The 16,443-nt window shown below is 65.0% G+C and carries 15 protein-coding genes and 1 pseudogene; 11 read left to right on the top strand and 5 right to left on the bottom strand.

Translation table 11 applies throughout. The features are described 5' to 3' along the window. Positions 1-71 precede the first annotated feature (71 nt). Positions 72-794 (top strand): bifunctional nicotinamidase/pyrazinamidase, encoded by a 723-nt coding sequence (gene pncA, locus UP10_RS05810; protein WP_044586400.1) that lies wholly within the window; start codon positions 72-74, stop codon positions 792-794. Between the two features lie 53 nt (positions 795-847). Here the strand turns inward: pncA and grpE are convergent, their stop codons facing one another. Continuing rightward, positions 848-1,453, bottom strand: coding sequence for a nucleotide exchange factor GrpE (gene grpE, locus UP10_RS05815; protein ID WP_044586401.1), 606 nt, complete (start codon positions 1,451-1,453; stop codon positions 848-850). A gap of 189 nt (positions 1,454-1,642) precedes the next feature. Beyond that, complete coding sequence (gene hrcA, locus UP10_RS05820; RefSeq protein WP_044537979.1) at positions 1,643-2,731, bottom strand: heat-inducible transcriptional repressor HrcA; 1,089 nt, start codon at positions 2,729-2,731, stop codon at positions 1,643-1,645. A 261-nt stretch (positions 2,732-2,992) separates the two neighbouring features. Between hrcA and rph the strand changes: the two genes are divergently transcribed. The 3 genes from rph to hemW are packed head-to-tail and all read left to right on the top strand — an operon-like array spanning position 2,993 to position 5,497. After that, positions 2,993-3,706 carry a ribonuclease PH gene (gene rph, locus UP10_RS05825; RefSeq protein ID WP_044537980.1) on the top strand — a complete coding sequence of 238 codons (714 nt, stop codon included), beginning with the start codon at positions 2,993-2,995 and terminating at the stop codon, positions 3,704-3,706. An 11-nt stretch (positions 3,707-3,717) separates the two neighbouring features. Further along, positions 3,718-4,353, top strand: a complete 636-nt coding sequence (gene rdgB, locus UP10_RS05830; protein WP_044586402.1) for an RdgB/HAM1 family non-canonical purine NTP pyrophosphatase — start codon at positions 3,718-3,720, stop codon at positions 4,351-4,353. Further along, on the top strand, positions 4,340-5,497 hold the full coding sequence (hemW, locus tag UP10_RS05835) for a radical SAM family heme chaperone HemW (protein ID WP_044586403.1): 1,158 nt from the start codon (positions 4,340-4,342) through the stop codon (positions 5,495-5,497). Before rdgB ends, hemW begins: the two co-directional genes overlap by 14 nt. 5 nt (positions 5,498-5,502) lie before the next feature. On the opposite strand, the gene UP10_RS05840 is transcribed toward hemW, so the two are convergent. Continuing rightward, positions 5,503-6,702 (bottom strand): penicillin-binding protein activator, encoded by a 1,200-nt coding sequence (locus UP10_RS05840; RefSeq protein ID WP_044586404.1) that lies wholly within the window; start codon positions 6,700-6,702, stop codon positions 5,503-5,505. 223 nt (positions 6,703-6,925) lie between these two features. Between UP10_RS05840 and rsmI the strand changes: the two genes are divergently transcribed. The 7 genes and pseudogenes from rsmI (at position 6,926) to UP10_RS05875 (ending at position 14,953) form a co-directional block, all read left to right on the top strand. Continuing rightward, on the top strand, positions 6,926-7,879 hold the full coding sequence (gene rsmI / locus UP10_RS05845) for a 16S rRNA (cytidine(1402)-2'-O)-methyltransferase (RefSeq protein WP_044586405.1): 954 nt from the start codon (positions 6,926-6,928) through the stop codon (positions 7,877-7,879). Then, positions 7,866-8,249, top strand: a complete 384-nt coding sequence (locus UP10_RS05850) for a YraN family protein (RefSeq protein ID WP_044586406.1) — start codon at positions 7,866-7,868, stop codon at positions 8,247-8,249. The genes rsmI and UP10_RS05850 overlap by 14 nt, the downstream gene beginning before the upstream one ends. 33 nt (positions 8,250-8,282) lie before the next feature. Beyond that, on the top strand, positions 8,283-9,230 hold the full coding sequence (gshB, locus tag UP10_RS05855; protein WP_044586407.1) for a glutathione synthase: 948 nt from the start codon (positions 8,283-8,285) through the stop codon (positions 9,228-9,230). 181 nt (positions 9,231-9,411) lie between these two features. Further along, on the top strand, positions 9,412-10,383 hold the full coding sequence (locus UP10_RS05860) for an MBL fold metallo-hydrolase (RefSeq protein WP_044586408.1): 972 nt from the start codon (positions 9,412-9,414) through the stop codon (positions 10,381-10,383). 106 nt (positions 10,384-10,489) lie between these two features. After that, positions 10,490-12,004 (top strand): annotated as a pseudogene (locus tag UP10_RS05865) (YifB family Mg chelatase-like AAA ATPase). A gap of 117 nt (positions 12,005-12,121) precedes the next feature. Further along, on the top strand, positions 12,122-12,589 hold the full coding sequence (locus tag UP10_RS05870; RefSeq protein WP_044586409.1) for a hypothetical protein: 468 nt from the start codon (positions 12,122-12,124) through the stop codon (positions 12,587-12,589). A gap of 114 nt (positions 12,590-12,703) precedes the next feature. Beyond that, positions 12,704-14,953, top strand: a complete 2,250-nt coding sequence (locus UP10_RS05875; RefSeq protein ID WP_044586410.1) for a response regulator — start codon at positions 12,704-12,706, stop codon at positions 14,951-14,953. A gap of 119 nt (positions 14,954-15,072) precedes the next feature. Here UP10_RS05875 and coaA read toward each other — a convergent pair whose 3' ends face one another. Beyond that, positions 15,073-16,029 (bottom strand): type I pantothenate kinase, encoded by a 957-nt coding sequence (gene coaA / locus UP10_RS05880; RefSeq protein ID WP_044586411.1) that lies wholly within the window; start codon positions 16,027-16,029, stop codon positions 15,073-15,075. 41 nt (positions 16,030-16,070) lie between these two features. Then, entirely contained in the window at positions 16,071-16,394 is a 324-nt protein-coding gene (locus tag UP10_RS05885) for a phosphoribosyl-ATP diphosphatase (RefSeq protein ID WP_044586412.1), read from the bottom strand. Between the last annotated feature and the right edge of the window lie 49 nt (positions 16,395-16,443).

The following is a 16,443-nucleotide window of genomic DNA, read 5'->3' on the forward strand; positions in this document are numbered from 1 at the left end:
AATCGGACTTTCGTTTGTACGCAAACGGAACTAGCCTCCTCGCACGGTTCACCCCAGCGAGGAGAGGCACGATGTTGGATCGACGGCAGGTTGTTGCAGGTCTTGTTACAGGTCTTGGCGCGGCGGCTCTTGCAACCCTGGCTCCGGGCGAGCTTTGGGCAGCAGCGATCAAGCCCGATGACGGCTCGGCGCTGCTGGTGATCGATGTCCAGAACTGCTTCCTGCCCGGCGGCAGCCTGGCGGTGAAGGACGGCGAGCAGGTGGTGCCGATCATCAACAAGATGGCCAAGAGCTTTGCCAATGTGGTGATGACGCAGGACTGGCACACGCCCGGACACATCTCCTTCGCCTCGGTCCATTCCGGCAAGAAGCCGTTCGAGACGATCGATCTCGCCTATGGCAAGCAGGTGCTGTGGCCCGACCATTGCGTGCAGGGCACCGACGGTGCCTCGCTGTCGAAGGATCTCGCGATCCCGCAGGCCGAGCTGATCATCCGCAAGGGTTTCCACAAGGACGTCGACAGCTACTCAGCCTTCACCGAGGCCGACGGCAAGACCTCGACCGGCCTTGCCGCCTATCTGAAGGCGCGCAACGTCAAGCGCGTGTTCGTCGCCGGGCTCGCTACTGATTTCTGTGTGGCGTGGACCGCGCTGGACGCACGCAAGACCGGCTTCGAAACCTATGTGGTGGAAGACGCCTGCCGCGGCATCGACACGCAAGGATCGCTTGCGAAGGCCTGGACCGACATGGCCAAGGCCGGCGTCAAGCGGATCCAGTCATCGGACATCACTTAAGGTTTCTTGACGTCAGTCTTGGCGCAAGATCGTCTCGCGCGATGTCGAAACGATCAGGCCGTGAGATCGGCAGCCGGGGCGGCTTTGGCGCCGCCCTTGGAGACGCCCACCAGGGCCGGGCGCAGGATGCGCTCGCCGATCATGTAGCCGGCCTGCATGACCTGCACCACGGTGCCTGACGGTACCGACACATCGGGCACCTCGAACATCGCCTGCTGGAAATTCGGATCGAACTTCTCGCCGATCGGATCGAACTTTTTCACGCCGTTCTTTTCCAGCGCGTTGAGCAGCGAGCGCTCGGTCAGCTCGACGCCTTCGATCAATGCCTTCAGGCCGGGATCGGCGGCTTCCTTGGCCTCGGCCGGAACCGCATCGAGCGCGCGCTGCATATTGTCGGCGATATCGAGCACGTCGCGGGCGAAGCCGGTGATCCCGTAGGTCTTGGCGTCGGCGACCTCGCGGCGGGTGCGTTGACGAAGATTCTCCATCTCGGCCAGCGTACGTAGCATCTTGTCGCGCGTCTCGGCCAGTTCCTTGCTTAAGGCCTCCGTCGATCCGACCTCGGGATCGTCGGGCATGATGTAGGGCTTGGAGACCATAGGCTCGCCCGTCGGCGCCGGATTCTCGGTATTGTCATTGGTCCGGTTCGGATCGGTCATGGCTTGCCTTCTCGAAAAAACACGCGTCGTTCAAATCTTGGGGATTGGCTGGCCCGGATATCGTGCTTTCGACGACGAAAATCAAGCGCAACATAGCGTTTTCGAGCGAAAGCCTGTCCCGAACTTGACCCGGGACGGCCCCCGGCTCGCGCGAAAAAACGCGTCAAATGAAAACCAACTTCCGTCCGGTCAGCCGCCCAGGATCTGGCTGACGATACGCGCGGCGTAATCGACGGTCGGGATCACCCTGGCATAATTCAGCCGCGTCGGGCCGATCACGCCGAGGACACCGACGATCCGGCCATGGGCATCGCTGTAAGGCGCGATGATGGTCGAGGAACCCGACAGCGAGAACAGCTTGCTCTCCGAGCCGATGAAAATCCGCACCCCCTCGCCACGTTCGGCGCGGCCGAGCAGGTCGATCACGCCGCGCTTGGTCTCGAGATCATCGAACAGCGACTTGACGCGCTCGAGATCATCGAGCGCATGCAGATCCTCCAGCAAATTGGCGTGGCCGCGCACGATCAGCTGCCGGTCTTCGTTCTCGCCGCCTGACCAGCTCGCGATGCCGGCCGCCACCACCTTCTGCGTCAACTGGTCGAGCTCGGCGCGGTTCTGCGTCAAGGCGGTCTCGAGCTCGAGGCGCGCTTCGGCCAGGGTCCGGCCACGGATCCGCGCGTTGAGGAAGTTGGTCGCTTCCGTCAGCGCCGAAGAGGGAACCCCGGGCGGCAGGGCCAGCACCCGGTTTTCGACCTGGCCGTCTTCGCTGACCAGCACGACCAGCGCCTTCTCCGGTTCCAGCCGCACGAATTCGATGTGCTTCAGCCGCGCGTTCGATTTCGGCGTCAACACCACGGCCGCGGCGCGGGTCAGCCCCGACAGCCGGGTCAGCGCTTCCCCGAGCGCCGCCTCGACCGATTGCGCGCGGCCGACCGAGGCGAGCTGGGTCTGGATCGATTGGCGCTCCGCCTCGGTGAGGTCGCCGACCTGCATCAGGGCGTCGACGAAGAAGCGCAGGCCGAGTTCGGTCGGCAACCGGCCGGCGGAGGTATGCGGCGCATAGATCAGGCCGAGCTGCTCGAGATCCGACATCACGTTGCGGACCGACGCCGGCGACAGCGGCAACGCAATCAGGCGCGAAATATTGCGCGAGCCGACGGGCTCGCCGGTCGCAAGATAGCTTTCGACAATTTGACGAAAAATGTCGCGCGAGCGCTCGTTGAGCTGGGCAAGCCCCGCATGCGGCGTGATCAGGCTGATCGGATCGTGGTGAGCCACGCACTACTCCCTCACAATTGCCCCTAATCTGTCGATCCGCGAGGCCCGTGACAAGCAGCCATTCAGACCAAATGGCCAGGCCGAAAACCCTTGCCGCTGCCCGTTCCCCCTCCTACAAGCACGGCTTGAGCACGATCCGGAAGAATTGTAACCGGTTTTCCGAAAAGGTCGTGCTCAAACAAAACGTTAGAGCGCGATGACGATTCGAGACAAGTCGTCACGCTCCGGCACCTTACTCTCGGATTTTTCGGAGGATTCCCCATGCGGCCAAGCCGCCGTGCGCCCGATGAACTGCGTCCCGTGTCGCTGGACCGCGGCGTCGTCAAATATGCCGAGGGCTCCTGCATGGTGAAATTCGGCGACACCCATGTGCTGGTGACCGCCACGCTGGAGGAACGGCTGCCGCCGTGGCTGAAGGGCCAGGGCCGCGGTTGGGTCACCGCCGAATATGGCATGCTGCCGCGCGCCACGCTGGAACGCACCCGCCGCGAGGCGTCCGCCGGCAAGCAGGGCGGTCGCACCGTCGAGATCCAGCGGCTGATCGGCCGCTCCCTCCGCGCCGCGGTCGACCTGGAAGCGCTGGGCGAACGCCAGATCACCGTCGATTGCGACGTCATCCAGGCCGATGGCGGCACCCGTACCGCCTCGATCACCGGCGCATGGGTCGCGCTTGCGGACTGCATCAACTGGATGAAGACCCGCAACATGTTGAAGGCCAACGTGCTGCGCGACAACGTGGCGGCGATCTCCTGCGGCATCTACAAGGGCACGCCGGTGCTCGACCTCGATTATGCCGAGGACTCCGAAGCCGATACCGACGCCAATTTCGTCATGACCGGTGACGGCCGCATCATCGAGGTGCAGGGCACCGCCGAGAAGACGCCGTTCTCGCAAGACGAATTCCTGGCGCTGATGGCGCTGGCGCGCAAAGGTGTCGCGCGTCTGGTCGACTTGCAAAAGCTCGCGGTGGCGTAGTCAGATTGGCCATGCACCGCCGAATCACCGGAAAGCTCGTGATCGCCACCCACAATCCCGGCAAGCTCGCCGAGATGCGGGAGCTGCTGGCGCCGCACGGGGTGGAAGCGGTGTCGGCCGGCGAGCTTGGCCTCGCCGAGCCTGAGGAGACCGGCGAGAGCTTTCGCGCCAATGCGGCGATCAAGGCGATCGCAGCCGCAAAGGCTGCGGGATTGCCGGCCTTTGCCGACGATTCCGGCCTCGTGGTCGACGCGCTCGACGGCGCACCCGGTATCTATTCGGCGCGCTGGGCCGGCGAAACCAAGGATTTCATGGCGGCGATGACCCGGATCGAGCGCCTGCTGCAAGAGCGCAGCGCCACCACGCCGGACAAGCGCAAGGCGCACTTCGTCTCCGCGCTGTGCGTGGCCTGGCCCGACGATCATCTCGAAGAGGTCGAGGCCCGGGTCGATGGAACCCTGGTCTGGCCGCCGCGCGGCACCGCCGGCTTTGGCTACGATCCGGCCTTCCTGCCTGACGGTCACGGGCGTACCTTCGGCGAGATGACCAGCATCGAGAAGCACGGCCTGCCGCCGATCGGGCTCGGCCTGTCGCATCGCGCCCGCGCCTTCGTCAAGCTCGCGGAGATCTGTCTTGAGCCACGCTGAGCGAAGAGCCTTCGGCGTCTACGTGCACTGGCCGTTCTGCCTGTCGAAATGCCCGTATTGCGATTTCAACAGCCATGTCCGGCATGCGCCGGTCGACGAGGATCGCTTCGTGCGCGCCTTTGCCCGCGAGATCGAGACCACCGCCGCACGCGTGCCGGGGCGCGAAGTCTCCTCGATCTTCCTCGGCGGCGGCACACCCTCTCTGATGCAGCCGCAGACCGTCGGCGCCGTGCTCGATGCGATCGGCAAACACTGGTCAGTCGCGCGCGATGTCGAAGTCACGCTCGAAGCCAATCCGACCAGCGTCGAGGCGACGCGCTTTCGCGGCTATCGCGCAGCCGGCGTCAACCGCGTCTCGCTCGGCGTGCAGGCACTTGACGATGGCTCGCTGAAGGCGCTTGGACGCCTGCACACCGCGCGCGAGGCGCTCGATGCGGTTGCGATCGCGCGCACCGTGTTCGACCGCTATTCCTTCGACCTGATCTATGCCCGCCCCGACCAGACCCCGCAGATGTGGGCAAGCGAATTGAAGCAGGCGATCTCGGAGGCGGCCGAGCATTTGTCGCTCTATCAGCTGACGATCGAGGAAGGCACGCCGTTCTTCGGACTGCATGCCGCAGGCAAGTTGAAGACGCCTGATGAGGCGACGGCGCGCGCGCTCTACGACGTCACCCAGGAGGTCTGTGCGCGCGAGGGAATGCCGGCCTACGAGATCTCAAATCACGCGCGCGCAGGCGCAGAGTGCAAACACAACCTCGTTTATTGGCGTGGCGATGAATATGCCGGCGTCGGACCGGGCGCACATGGCCGTCTCGACATCGATGGCGTCAGGCACGCGACCGCAACGGACAAGCGTCCCGAGGCGTGGCTATCGAAGGTCGAGGAGCGCGGCCACGGTGTCATGACCGACGATCGCCTCAACAGCGAGGAGCGCGCCGACGAATTCCTGCTGATGGGGCTGCGGCTCGCGGAAGGGATCGATCCCAAGCGCTATGCGGCACTGTCCGGCCGCCAGCTCGATCCGCACCGGATCGCCACGCTGCGCGAGGAAGGCGCGATCGCCGTCGACCCCGACGGACGGTTGCGCGTAACGAAGTCGGGATTCCCGGTGCTCGACGCTGTCGTCGCAGACCTGGCTGCTTAAAGCCTTTACGCGCCAAAACTCTTCGGCGAGCCGGCGACCGGCGTGCCACCGCCCGATGCCACCTTCATGACCGCAAGACCGCGTTCGTTGGTGCCGTCAGCGCGGAAGCGGAACAGGCCGTCGATGCCGGCAAAGCCGGATGGATTGGTCAGGGTTTCCGCCGAAAAGCGCTGCGCACCTTGGGTGCGCGCGAGTGCTGCAACGAGGGCCACCGCGTCATAGGCAAGCGTCGCGGTGCGCACCGGCTCGCCGCCGAACTTGGTGCGGTAGCGATTGGCGAAGCTGCGGAAACCAGCCGGATCGGGCGCTGCATAAAGGCCGCCCTGCAAAACCGGGCTCGCGAACACCCGCGGATTGTCCCACAGCCCGGTTCCGAGCAGCTGGATGTTGCGCAGATTGGAGCCCGCGGCGGTCAGCGCATCCGCGGTCGCGACGACCGAATCACCGTCATCGGCGAGCAGCAGCGCGTCGGCCGAGCCGAGTGCCTGCGCCACTGTGCGTGCCGGCGTGGCGCGATCGGCGCCGTATTTCTCGAAGGCGACGACGCGTCCGTTCTTGCGGCCGACGGCCTGTTTGAACGCGGCCTCGACCACGTTGCCATAGGCATTGTCGGGCACCATCGCCGCAAACGAGCGTTTTCCGGTGCCGGCGGCATAATCGACGATGCGATTGATGTCGGATTCCGGCAGAAAGCTCAGAAGAAACACGCCGCGCGAGGCCACGCTCGAATCGGTCGAGAACGCGATCACGGACGTGCCGCGCGGGCGTGTCAGCTGCGCCGTGGGCGGCACCGAGCCGGCAAACAACGGCCCCAGAATGATCTCGGCCCCTTCGGACAACGCCTGCTGGGTGCCCTGCGCCGCGCCCTGTGGGCTACCGCCATCGTCCTTGATCAGGAGCTGGATGTTCGGGTTCTGAAATTCTGCCAGCGCCATTTCGGCAGCGTTCCGCATCGACTGTGCGGCGACGGCGGCATTGCCAGACGCTGACAGCGGCAGGATCAGGCCGACCTTGACCTGCCCGGTTCCGACCGCCTGCGGCTGCTGCTGGGGACCGGCGGGCCCGGCATCCTGACCGCCAAACTGGCTCAGACTCTGCTGGATACCCGAGCAGGCCGACAGCAGCGGCGCACCAACGATGAGGCCAAGCGCTGTCCGCCGGGTCGCGCCCGACGGCGGGGACTTGCGGTTATGCGGGCCTGCCATCGTCTCTCTTCTCTTGACCGACCGTGATCGGCCAGGATTCCATCCAGCCCTGATAAAGGGGGGTGGATTTGGGCATATTGTCGGCGAATAGTTAACCAAAACAAAAGGATTATGGCCTTGCGGCGCCGTTGCCGGGGCTTGCCATTCTCGGCGCTTCGGCGGGCTTTCGACCGGCCCTGTCGGGATGTTGGCGAAAGCGCCGCCATCCCTCTAGATTGGTATTATGCGCGCAAAAACCAGCACCCTCCACAGCTCCGATGCCACGACCCCGCCTGCGGACCGAACCTTTTCCGTGGCCGGCCAGGTGCTGACGGCCCCAAAGGCGACACCTGGACTGCATCTGGTGGCAACACCGATCGGCAATCTCGGCGATATCACCCTGCGCGCCCTGGAGACGCTGGCCGGCGTCGACGTCATCGCCTGCGAGGATACAAGGATCACCCGCCGCCTGACCGAGCGCTATGCAATCACGGCCGAGCTGAAGCCCTATCACGAACACAACGCTGCGCAGGCGCGGCCAAAAATCCTGGAACGGCTGGCGCAGGGCGCCTCGGTCGCGCTCGTCTCGGATGCCGGCACGCCGCTGATATCGGACCCCGGCTTCAAGCTGGTGCGCGAGGTCTGCGCCGCCGGGCATCAGGTGATCGCGCTGCCCGGACCGTCATCGGTCCTGACCGCGCTGTCGGTTGCGGCGCTGCCGACCGACCGGTTCTTCTTCGAAGGGTTCTTGCCGTCAAGGGAGCATGCGCGGCGCGCGCGGCTCACCGAGCTCGCCAGGATCGATGCGACGCTCGTGATGTTCGAATCCGGCAATCGCGTGCAGGACAGCTTACGCGATCTCGCCGCGATCATGGGCACGCGCGATGCCGCGATCTGCCGCGAGCTGACCAAGCTGCACGAGGAGGTCCAGCGCGCGCCGGTCGCCGAACTTGCGGCAAACGCAGATGCGCTGGAGACACGCGGCGAGTTCGTGCTCGTCGTCGGGCCGCCTGCGGACGATGCCGGAATGATGGGTGAGGCAGCGCTGGACGATCTGTTGCGCGCATCGCTGGTGCACGGCAGCGTCAAGGATGCGGTGGCGCATGCCGTCGAACTGTCGGGCCGGCCGCGCCGCGAGGTCTATGCCCGCGCGCTCGAGATCGCCAAGGACGTCCGGGGCGACGATGGCGAAGACTGACAACGCCTCCCCCGAACGCGTCGCGGCATTTCGCACCGGCCTCTCCGCCGAGATCCGCGCCGCCGCCTATTTGATGGCCAAGGGCTATCGCATCCTGGCCAAGCGCTTCCGCACGCCGTATGGCGAGATCGACCTGGTGGCGCGCCGGCGCAATCTGATCGCGTTCATCGAGGTCAAGGCCCGCGCCAGCCTCGATGACGCCGCCTATGCGGTGACGCCGCGCCAGCAGCAGCGCATCATCAATGCCGCCCAGGTCTGGCTGATGACGCATCCCGAGCATGCGGAATTTGATCTCAGATTCGACGCCGTTCTGATTGCGCCGCGCAGCCTGCCGCGCCATCTGTTAGCGGCATTCGACGCAAGCACTTAAAGATACCCCTCCAGACCTCGCGGGACACGCCCCATGAAATTGAACGTCGCCGTCCAGATGGACCCCATCGCGCGCATCAACATCCGCGGCGATTCGACTTTTGCGTTGCTGCTCGAGGCGCAGAAGCGCGGCCACGGCATTTCCTATTACACGCCGGACAAGCTATCACTGCGCGGCGAGGAGCTGGTGGCGCCACTGCAGCATCTCACCGTGCGCGACGAGGTCGGCAATCATTTCACGCTGGGTGAGCCGAAGCGCGAACCGCTCAATGCCTTCGACGTCGTGCTGCTGCGGCAGGACCCGCCCTTCGATCTCGCCTACATCACCTCGACGCATCTCCTCGAACGTATCCATCCGAAGACCCTGGTCGTCAACGACCCGGCCAGCGTGCGCAACGCGCCCGAAAAGCTGTTCGTGATGAATTTCCCGCAGCTGATGCCGCCGACGCTGATCTCGCGCGACCTCGACGAGATCAACGCGTTCCGCGATCAGCATGGCGCCGTTGTCATGAAACCATTGCACGGCCATGGCGGCGCCGCGGTGTTCCGCGTCATGCCGCAGGACATGAATTTCGGCTCGCTGTTCGACATGTTCTCGGTCACCTTCAAGGAGCAGTGGGTGATCCAGCGCTTCCTTCCCGAGGTCAAGCATGGCGACAAGCGCATCATCCTGGTCGACGGCGAATTCGCCGGTGCCGTCAATCGCGTGCCGGCTCCGGATGATTTGCGCTCCAACATGGTGCGCGGCGGCGCCGCGAAGGCGACCGAACTGTCCGACCGCGAGCGCGAGATTTGCGCAACGCTCGGCCCGGCGCTGCGCGAGCGCGGGCTGCTGTTCGTCGGCATCGACGTGATCGACGGCAATCTTACCGAGATCAACGTCACCTCGCCCACCGGCATCCGCGCGATTCAGCGGCTCAATGGCCCGGATGTCGCAGCGATGATCTGGGATACCATCGAGGCCAAGCGCACTGCAAAATAAGCGTTCCTTATGCGGTACGCATCGCGGTTGCAGTCAATCTAGAATTCTACCGCGCGCTCTTTAGACCGGATTCTCCTTGCCAGCTTTCGCGGGCGAGCGCAGCATTCTACTGCCCGCGTCCGGTCATAGCGGCCGATTGTCGCAGGCGGCAAAAATCATAAAGATCAGTGGAGGAAGACGTATGACGCTCAATGTCTCACGACGATCCTTGCTTGCGCTCGGTGCCGGTCTCGGCGCCAGCACCATGCTCGGCGGCACCGCCGTCGCACGCGCCCCGAAACTCGGCACGCAAACACCCTATTGGCACCGCTTCATTCTCGGCGATGCTGAGGTGACCGTGGTGTCCGACGGTCCGCTGCCGCTAGGTCCGCCCAAGGGCACCTTCGTCGGCATACCCGATGAAGATGTGCGGAAGATGCTCTCCGATAACTTCCTCAATCCCGACAATGTCGTACTCGAGCAGAACTCCCCGATCGTGAACACCGGCGACAAGCTAATCCTGTTCGATACCGGCATGGGAACCTCGAAGGCGTTTGGACCAACTACGGGCCGGCAGCAGAAGAGCATGACGGAAGCCGGCATCAAGCCGGATGACATCGACGCCGTGGTGCTGTCGCATGCGCATATCGACCACATCGGCGGCATTGTCGACGCCGGCGACAAGCCGCTGTTCCCGAACGCGCAATACTACATTGCCCAAAGCGATTTCGATTTCTGGACCGACGAAGGCAAGCTTGGTAGCCCGCTGAAGGATTTCGTGGTTCACGCCCGCAAAAACCTGCTGCCGGTGCGCGACCGCCTGGTGTTCTTCAAGGACGGCCAGGAATTCCTGCCCGGCGTGCAGGCGATGGCGGCCCCCGGCCACACCGTAGGCCACCACATGTTCATGGTGACGTCGGCCGGCAAGTCCTTCGCCTTCCTCGGCGACCTCACCCATCACGCGGTGCTGCTGCTCGAAAAGCCGCTGATGGAATTCTCCTACGACACCGATCCGAAGCAGGCGGCGCAGTCGCGGGTGAAGATGCTGACCATGCTGGCGGCCAACAAGACGCCGATCATGTCCTACCACTTCGCCTGGCCCGGCTACGGCCACGTCGCCAAGACCGGCGAGGGATTCCACTACTATCCCGAACCGATGCAGATGCTGCTGTAGAAGAGGCGAGTTCGGGGGCGGCGTTCGTCGTCCCCGACTGTTCCCGTAATGTTCTTGCGTTCCGGACCCGGTTCCGCTACCTTCTGACGCGGAAGATAGGGGCAGCATGGTCCAGCGCGTTTCCACCGTCGCTTTCGAGGGGATTGAGGCCCGCGCGGTCGATGTGCAGGTGCAGGTCGCGCCCGGATTGCCGGCCTTTGCCATCGTCGGACTGCCCGACAAGGCGGTGTCGGCGGCCCGAGAGCGGGTTCGTTCGGCGCTGATCGCCTCGGGGCTGGCGCTGCCCGCCAGCCGGATCATCGTCAATCTGGCCCGGCCGACCTGCCCAAGGAGGGCAGTCATTACGACCTGCCGATCGCGCTCGGGCTGATGGCCGCGATCGGAGCAATCCCGCCGGATGCCCTCAGCGGCTTCACTGTGCTTGGCGAGCTCGGGCGCGACGGCTCGATCGCGCCGGTCGCGGGCGTGCTGCCGGCGGCGATCGGTGCCAATTCGCGTGACGAGGGGCTGATCTGCCCGGCGGCCTGCGGCTCGGAGGCCGCGTGGGCCAGCCCCGACATCCAGATCATCGCGGCGCAGTCGCTGATCCAGATCGCCAATCACTTCAAGGGCACGCAGGTTCTGTCGCGCCCCTCACCTAAGGTGCATGAGCGCGAAGAGACGCTCTTGGACCTCCGCGACATCAAGGGCCAGGAGAGTGCAAAACGCGCGCTCGAGATCGCGGCCGCCGGCGGACATCGGCGCTGGCAAGTCGATGCTGGCGGCACGGCTGCCCTCGATCCTGCCGCCGCTGTCGCCGTCGGAATTGCTCGAGGTCTCGATGATCGCCTCCGTCGCCGGCGAAATCCGCGACGGCGCGTTGACCGCGCGGCGCCCGTTCCGCAGCCCGCATCATTCCGCCAGCATGGCCGCGCTGACCGGCGGCGGCATGCGCGCCAAGCCCGGCGAGATCTCGCTGGCCCATCAGGGCGTGCTGTTCCTCGACGAGTTGCCGGAGTTCGATCCGCGGGTGCTGGACTCGCTGCGCCAGCCGCTGGAGAACGGCGAGGTCGCGGTGAGCAGAGCCAACCATCGCGTCACCTATCCGGCGCGCTTCACGCTGATCGCGGCGATGAACCCGTGCCGCTGCGGCCGTGCCTATGAGCCCGGCTATTCCTGCAAGCGCGGACCGATCGACCGCTGCACCGGCGACTATCAGATGCGGATCTCGGGCCCGCTGATGGACCGGATCGATCTGCGGATCGAGGTACCCGCGGTGACCGCGGCGGATCTGATCCTGCCGCCGCCGTCGGAAGGATCGGCCGAGGTTGCAGCCCGCGTCGCGGCCACGCGCGACATCCAGCTCGCGCGCTATGCAGCCGCCGGCATGCCGCATATCCGCACCAATGCGGAAGCGCCGAGCGCGCTGCTCGAAACCATCGCGCAGCCGGATGCTCAGGGGCAAAAGCTGTTGCGTGAAGCTGCCGAGAGCATGCATCTCACCGCGCGCGGCTATCATCGCGTCCTGCGGGTCGCGCGCACGCTGGCCGATCTGGACGGCACGGAGAAAATCGGGCGATTGCACCTGGCCGAGGCGCTGTCCTATCGCGCGCTGGCGGATGATCTGCGGCGAGCGGCGTGACCTGTCTCGTTTCGCTTCAGCAACGCCCCGTGTCAACGCGACGGTAACGAGTTTTGTTTACGCTCCGCAAACCATAAACCCGGCGATGCGCGGGGCTTGGGTTGAGCGAGTAGCGTCATGTTGCGTTTCAAGATTCTGGCCTCGGTGGTCCCTCTCGCCGTGGCCGCGGTATTTGCCCGCGCCGAGTTCCTGCCCGGCCCCCGGCCGTGCATTGAGGTCGGCGGCGCAGCGATGCAGATCGCATCGATCCCGTGGCTGGCTCAGCTTCACGTCGGTTTCACCGACGATCCCCGCCTTGCCACCGTCCGGGTGCAGGTGACCGACAGCGCCGAGGCCGCCGACTTCACCGTGATCGACGATGTCGACGACAACGAGGCTGGCGCCTGCGAGAGCAACGCTGTGCCACAATTGATCGCAATTTCCAGCGCTCCGTCGGCAACCGATCCCGTGATCTATCTTTCGCATGACGGTCCGTTCGACTACCGCGTCTTCGTGCAGTCGAAGACGTTCTCGGCGCGCGACGCCGCGGCCCTGATCGTCAGCGCCCGTGGCGGACATCGCCGCCTCGAAGCGGCGATGCTTTAACCGTTCGCTAACCCTGTTCTCAGCGCCGCGCCAAACGGTCATCAACCTCAAGCACTTTGCAAGGTGGACGACGCATCGTCGTCGGCAGATCAAGCTATCTCAGGGCCACCATTGATGGGGCGTTTCTTCCGGATCAAGTTGCGCTTTCGTCGTTTGCTGCGGCGCCATCCCTGGATCACGTTGATCATCCGATCTTTCATGATTTTCTCCGCCGCGTTCGGCGGCGCCTTTGGATTCATTACAGGCGCTCTTTCGCAGAGAAATCAGTACGACCCCAATCTCTTTGCGATCGGGGTCAGTTTCCTGTTCGCGCTCGCCTGTCTCTGGATCGTGACATTGGGCATCCGCTTGCGGCTGATGCGCACGAAGCTGCGCACGATCGCCACGCACAATGAAGCGATGGCGGACCGCAACTGGGAACTGCAGGAGGCGGAGCAGCGTGTCCGTAACCTGTTCGAAGCGCAGGGCGACCTGATCGTGCTGCGCGACGCCGAGGGCCGCATCACCTATGCCAACGACGCCTATTGCGAGCTGGCGCAGGTTCCATGCGACGATCTGATCGGTAGCAACGCCGTGCTGAAGGTCCTCGAACAAGGCGACACCGCGCTCGACGCCAACGGCATGCGCATCCACGACCAGAAGATCGAGGGGCCGCAAGGGCCGCGCTGGATCGCCTGGCGCGAGGGGCTCGTCCGCAACGACGCTGGCGGCCCGGCCGAGATGCAGAGCGTCGGCCACGACGTCACCGACCGCACCGAGAGCGAGCGCGCGGTGGCCGAAGCGCGCGATCAGGCCGACGCCGCCAACCGCGCCAAGTCGCGCTTCCTGGCGATGGCCAGCCACGAAATCCGCACGCCGCTGAACGGCATCATCGGCATGAGCGGACTGTTGACGGATACATCGCTGACGCCCGAGCAGGCGACTTACGTCAAGGCGGTCAAGACATCCGGCGACGCACTGCTGTCGCTGATCGAGGAACTGCTCGACTATTCCAAGATCGAGGCCGGCAAGATCGACCTCGAGCACCGCGCCTTCGCGCTGTCCGGCCTGATCGAGGACATCACCGAACTGCTGGCGCCCCGCGCGCAGGCCAAGGGCATCGAGATCGCCGCCTATGTCGACGAACGGTTGCCGATGCAACTGGCCGGCGACGCTGCGCGGCTGCGGCAGGTGCTGCTCAATCTCGCCGGCAATGCCATCAAGTTCACCGCGACCGGCGGCGTTGCGCTGATCGTCGAGCCCAGCATCTGGCCGAACGAAATCAGCTTCCTGGTCCGAGACACCGGGATCGGCATCGCGCCGGAAGCCCAGCAGCGGATTTTCCGCGAGTTCGAGCAGGCCGACGAGCGCATCGCACGCAGCTATGGCGGCACCGGCCTCGGTCTCTCGATCAGCGATCGCATCGTCAAACGGATGGGCGGGCGGATCGCGCTCGCGAGCACGCCGGGCTCAGGTTCGACCTTCGAGGTCTCGATCCCGCTCACCGCCGCCGAGACCGGCAACGCCAACAGCTTCACCGCGCCCGACCTCTCCGGCCAGTCGATCATGCTGGTCGCGCCGCAGAGCATCGAGACCTCGCTGATCTCGCGTCGGCTGCAGCGCTGGGGCGCGCAGACCTGCATAGTGGCGGACGCCGAGGTGGCCAAGGCGTTGCTGCCGGAGCGGACGTGGCACGCGGTCCTGATCGACCATGCGCTCGGCACGTCGGCGATGGAGGCGCTGGCCAACGCCGCCCGCACCCACGCGACCCACCGGATCGTGATGTTCACGCCGGCGACGCGGCAAGACCTCCTGGCGTCCGAAACGCCGACCTTCACCGGATATCTGGTCAAGCCGCTACGGGCGTCCTCGCTTGCCGCGCGTCTGACCGCGGCGCCCGAAATCGCGGCACCAAGTCTCGCGATCGAGGCGCTCGCCGAGCCTGCGCCCGCAGCACCTGAAGCCACGCCGAAGAACAAGGCGCTCTCGATCCTGGTCGCCGAAGACAATGAGATCAATGCGCTCCTGATGCGCTCACTGCTCGCGCGGCTGGGTCATCATGCAGTCATCACGACCAACGGTGAACAGGCCATGGAGTCCTGGCAGTCGGCGAAGTCCGCCGGTGCTCCCTATGATCTCGTGCTGATGGACATCCAGATGCCCCGGCTCAACGGCATCGAAACCACCAAGCAGATCCGCGCGCTCGAGGCCGGCCAGTCCGGCCGTCAGACGCCGATCCTCGCGCTGACCGCCAACACCCTGGTGGAGGACCGATATGCCTGCTTCGAAGCCGGTATGGACGGCTTCCTGATCAAGCCGCTCGATCGCGAAAAGCTGGAAGAAGCGCTCGCGGGCCTGGCCGCATCGCGGCACATCGCGGCGTAGGCGCGAGTCAGAAATTGTAGGGTGGGCAAAGCGCAAGCGTGCCCACCATCCCGAGTCCGCCGAAAATGGTGGGCGCGGCGCAAGTGCGCCTTTGCCCACCCTACGAAGTCGCACGCGAACTACAGCCGCCGCAGCGCGACCGATTGCACCACGTGATCGGCGCCCTTTTTTAGGATCAACGTCGCGCGCGGCCGGGTCGGCAGGATGTTGTCCTCGAGATTGGCGAGGTTGGTGCGTTCCCAGATCGCGATCGCGGTCGCAGTCGCTTCCTCGTCCGACAGCAGCGCATAGCGATGGAAATAGGACCTGGGATCGGTGAACGCGGTGTCGCGCAACGCCAGGAAGCGCTTGATGTACCACTGCCGCAACGCGGATTCGTCGGCGTCGATGTAGACCGAGCAGTCGAAGAAGTCGGAGACGAACGGGACCGCCTTGCCGTCGCGCGGCAGCCGTCCGGTCTGCAGCACATTGACGCCTTCGACGATCAGGATGTCGGGCTGGTCGATCTCGACCCATTTGTTCGGCACGATGTCGTAGGTCAGATGCGAATAGACCGGCGCGCGCACACGACGCCGTCCGGCCTTGATGTCGCTGAGGAACGACAGCAGCGTCGGCAGATCGTAGCTTTCCGGAAAGCCCTTCTTCTGCATGATGCCCTGCCGCTCGAGCACGGCATTCGGAAATAGGAAGCCGTCCGTCGTGATCAGGTCGACCTTCGGCCGCGGCGACCAGCGGGCCAGCAGAGCCTGCAGCACGCGCGCGGTGGTGGATTTGCCGACGGCGACCGAACCGGCGACGCCGATGATGTAGGGCATCTTGCGGTCGCGGATCGCGAGGAACTGGCGTTGCGCGTAGTAGAGCCGCTGGGTCGAATCGACATAGATCGACAACAGCCGCGACAGCGGCAGATAGATGTCCTCGACCTCCTGCAAGTCGAGGCGGTCGTGCATCGAACGCAGGCGGTCGAACTCGCCCGGCTCCAGCGTCATCGGCGTGTCGTCGCGCAGATGCGACCATTGCTGGCGCGTGAAGACGCGGTAGGGGTTGTATTGCTGATCTGGTGCCCGGATGTCCATGAGGCGGCCCTCTCAATGCGCTCGATCATGTGCGCTAGTTGCTAGTTACCCTTGCGCGATGCCTTCTCTTCCAGTCCGGACATCGACGTGCGCTTCTCCAGCGCCGCCTCGACGTCTTCCAGCTTCACGTCACGTGACTTCAACAGAACCAGCAGGTGAAACACCAGATCGGCGCTCTCGGCGATGAGGTGATCGCGGTCGTTCTCGACCGCGGCGATCACGGTTTCGACCGCTTCCTCGCCCAGCTTCTTGGCGCAGTGCTCCGCGCCTTTGTCGAGCAGCTTCCGGGTATAGGACGCCTCCCCGCCCGCGGCAGCGCGGGCATCGATGGTGGCGGCCAGATCGTGAATCGTGAAACGCGACATCAACTCAACTCAAGCACATGCGCCGGCACCGCCCGGGTGCCATCCCCAA

Source organism: Bradyrhizobium sp. LTSPM299 (assembly GCF_000938235.1).
In the GTDB taxonomy this organism is placed as follows: Bacteria; Pseudomonadota; Alphaproteobacteria; order Rhizobiales; family Xanthobacteraceae; genus Bradyrhizobium.

Coding starts and splice junctions, on each gene's coding strand:
- pncA (WP_044586400.1), top strand. CDS start 72: ATGTTGGATCGACGGCAGGTTGTTGCAGGTCTTGTTACAGGTCTTGGC.
- grpE (WP_044586401.1), bottom strand. CDS start 1,453: ATGACCGATCCGAACCGGACCAATGACAATACCGAGAATCCGGCGCCG.
- rph (WP_044537980.1), top strand. CDS start 2,993: ATGCGGCCAAGCCGCCGTGCGCCCGATGAACTGCGTCCCGTGTCGCTG.
- rdgB (WP_044586402.1), top strand. CDS start 3,718: ATGCACCGCCGAATCACCGGAAAGCTCGTGATCGCCACCCACAATCCC.
- UP10_RS05840 (WP_044586404.1), bottom strand. CDS start 6,702: ATGGCAGGCCCGCATAACCGCAAGTCCCCGCCGTCGGGCGCGACCCGG.
- rsmI (WP_044586405.1), top strand. CDS start 6,926: ATGCGCGCAAAAACCAGCACCCTCCACAGCTCCGATGCCACGACCCCG.
- UP10_RS05850 (WP_044586406.1), top strand. CDS start 7,866: ATGGCGAAGACTGACAACGCCTCCCCCGAACGCGTCGCGGCATTTCGC.
- gshB (WP_044586407.1), top strand. CDS start 8,283: ATGAAATTGAACGTCGCCGTCCAGATGGACCCCATCGCGCGCATCAAC.
- UP10_RS05860 (WP_044586408.1), top strand. CDS start 9,412: ATGACGCTCAATGTCTCACGACGATCCTTGCTTGCGCTCGGTGCCGGT.
- UP10_RS05870 (WP_044586409.1), top strand. CDS start 12,122: ATGTTGCGTTTCAAGATTCTGGCCTCGGTGGTCCCTCTCGCCGTGGCC.
- UP10_RS05875 (WP_044586410.1), top strand. CDS start 12,704: ATGGGGCGTTTCTTCCGGATCAAGTTGCGCTTTCGTCGTTTGCTGCGG.
- coaA (WP_044586411.1), bottom strand. CDS start 16,029: ATGGACATCCGGGCACCAGATCAGCAATACAACCCCTACCGCGTCTTC.
- UP10_RS05885 (WP_044586412.1), bottom strand. CDS start 16,394: ATGTCGCGTTTCACGATTCACGATCTGGCCGCCACCATCGATGCCCGC.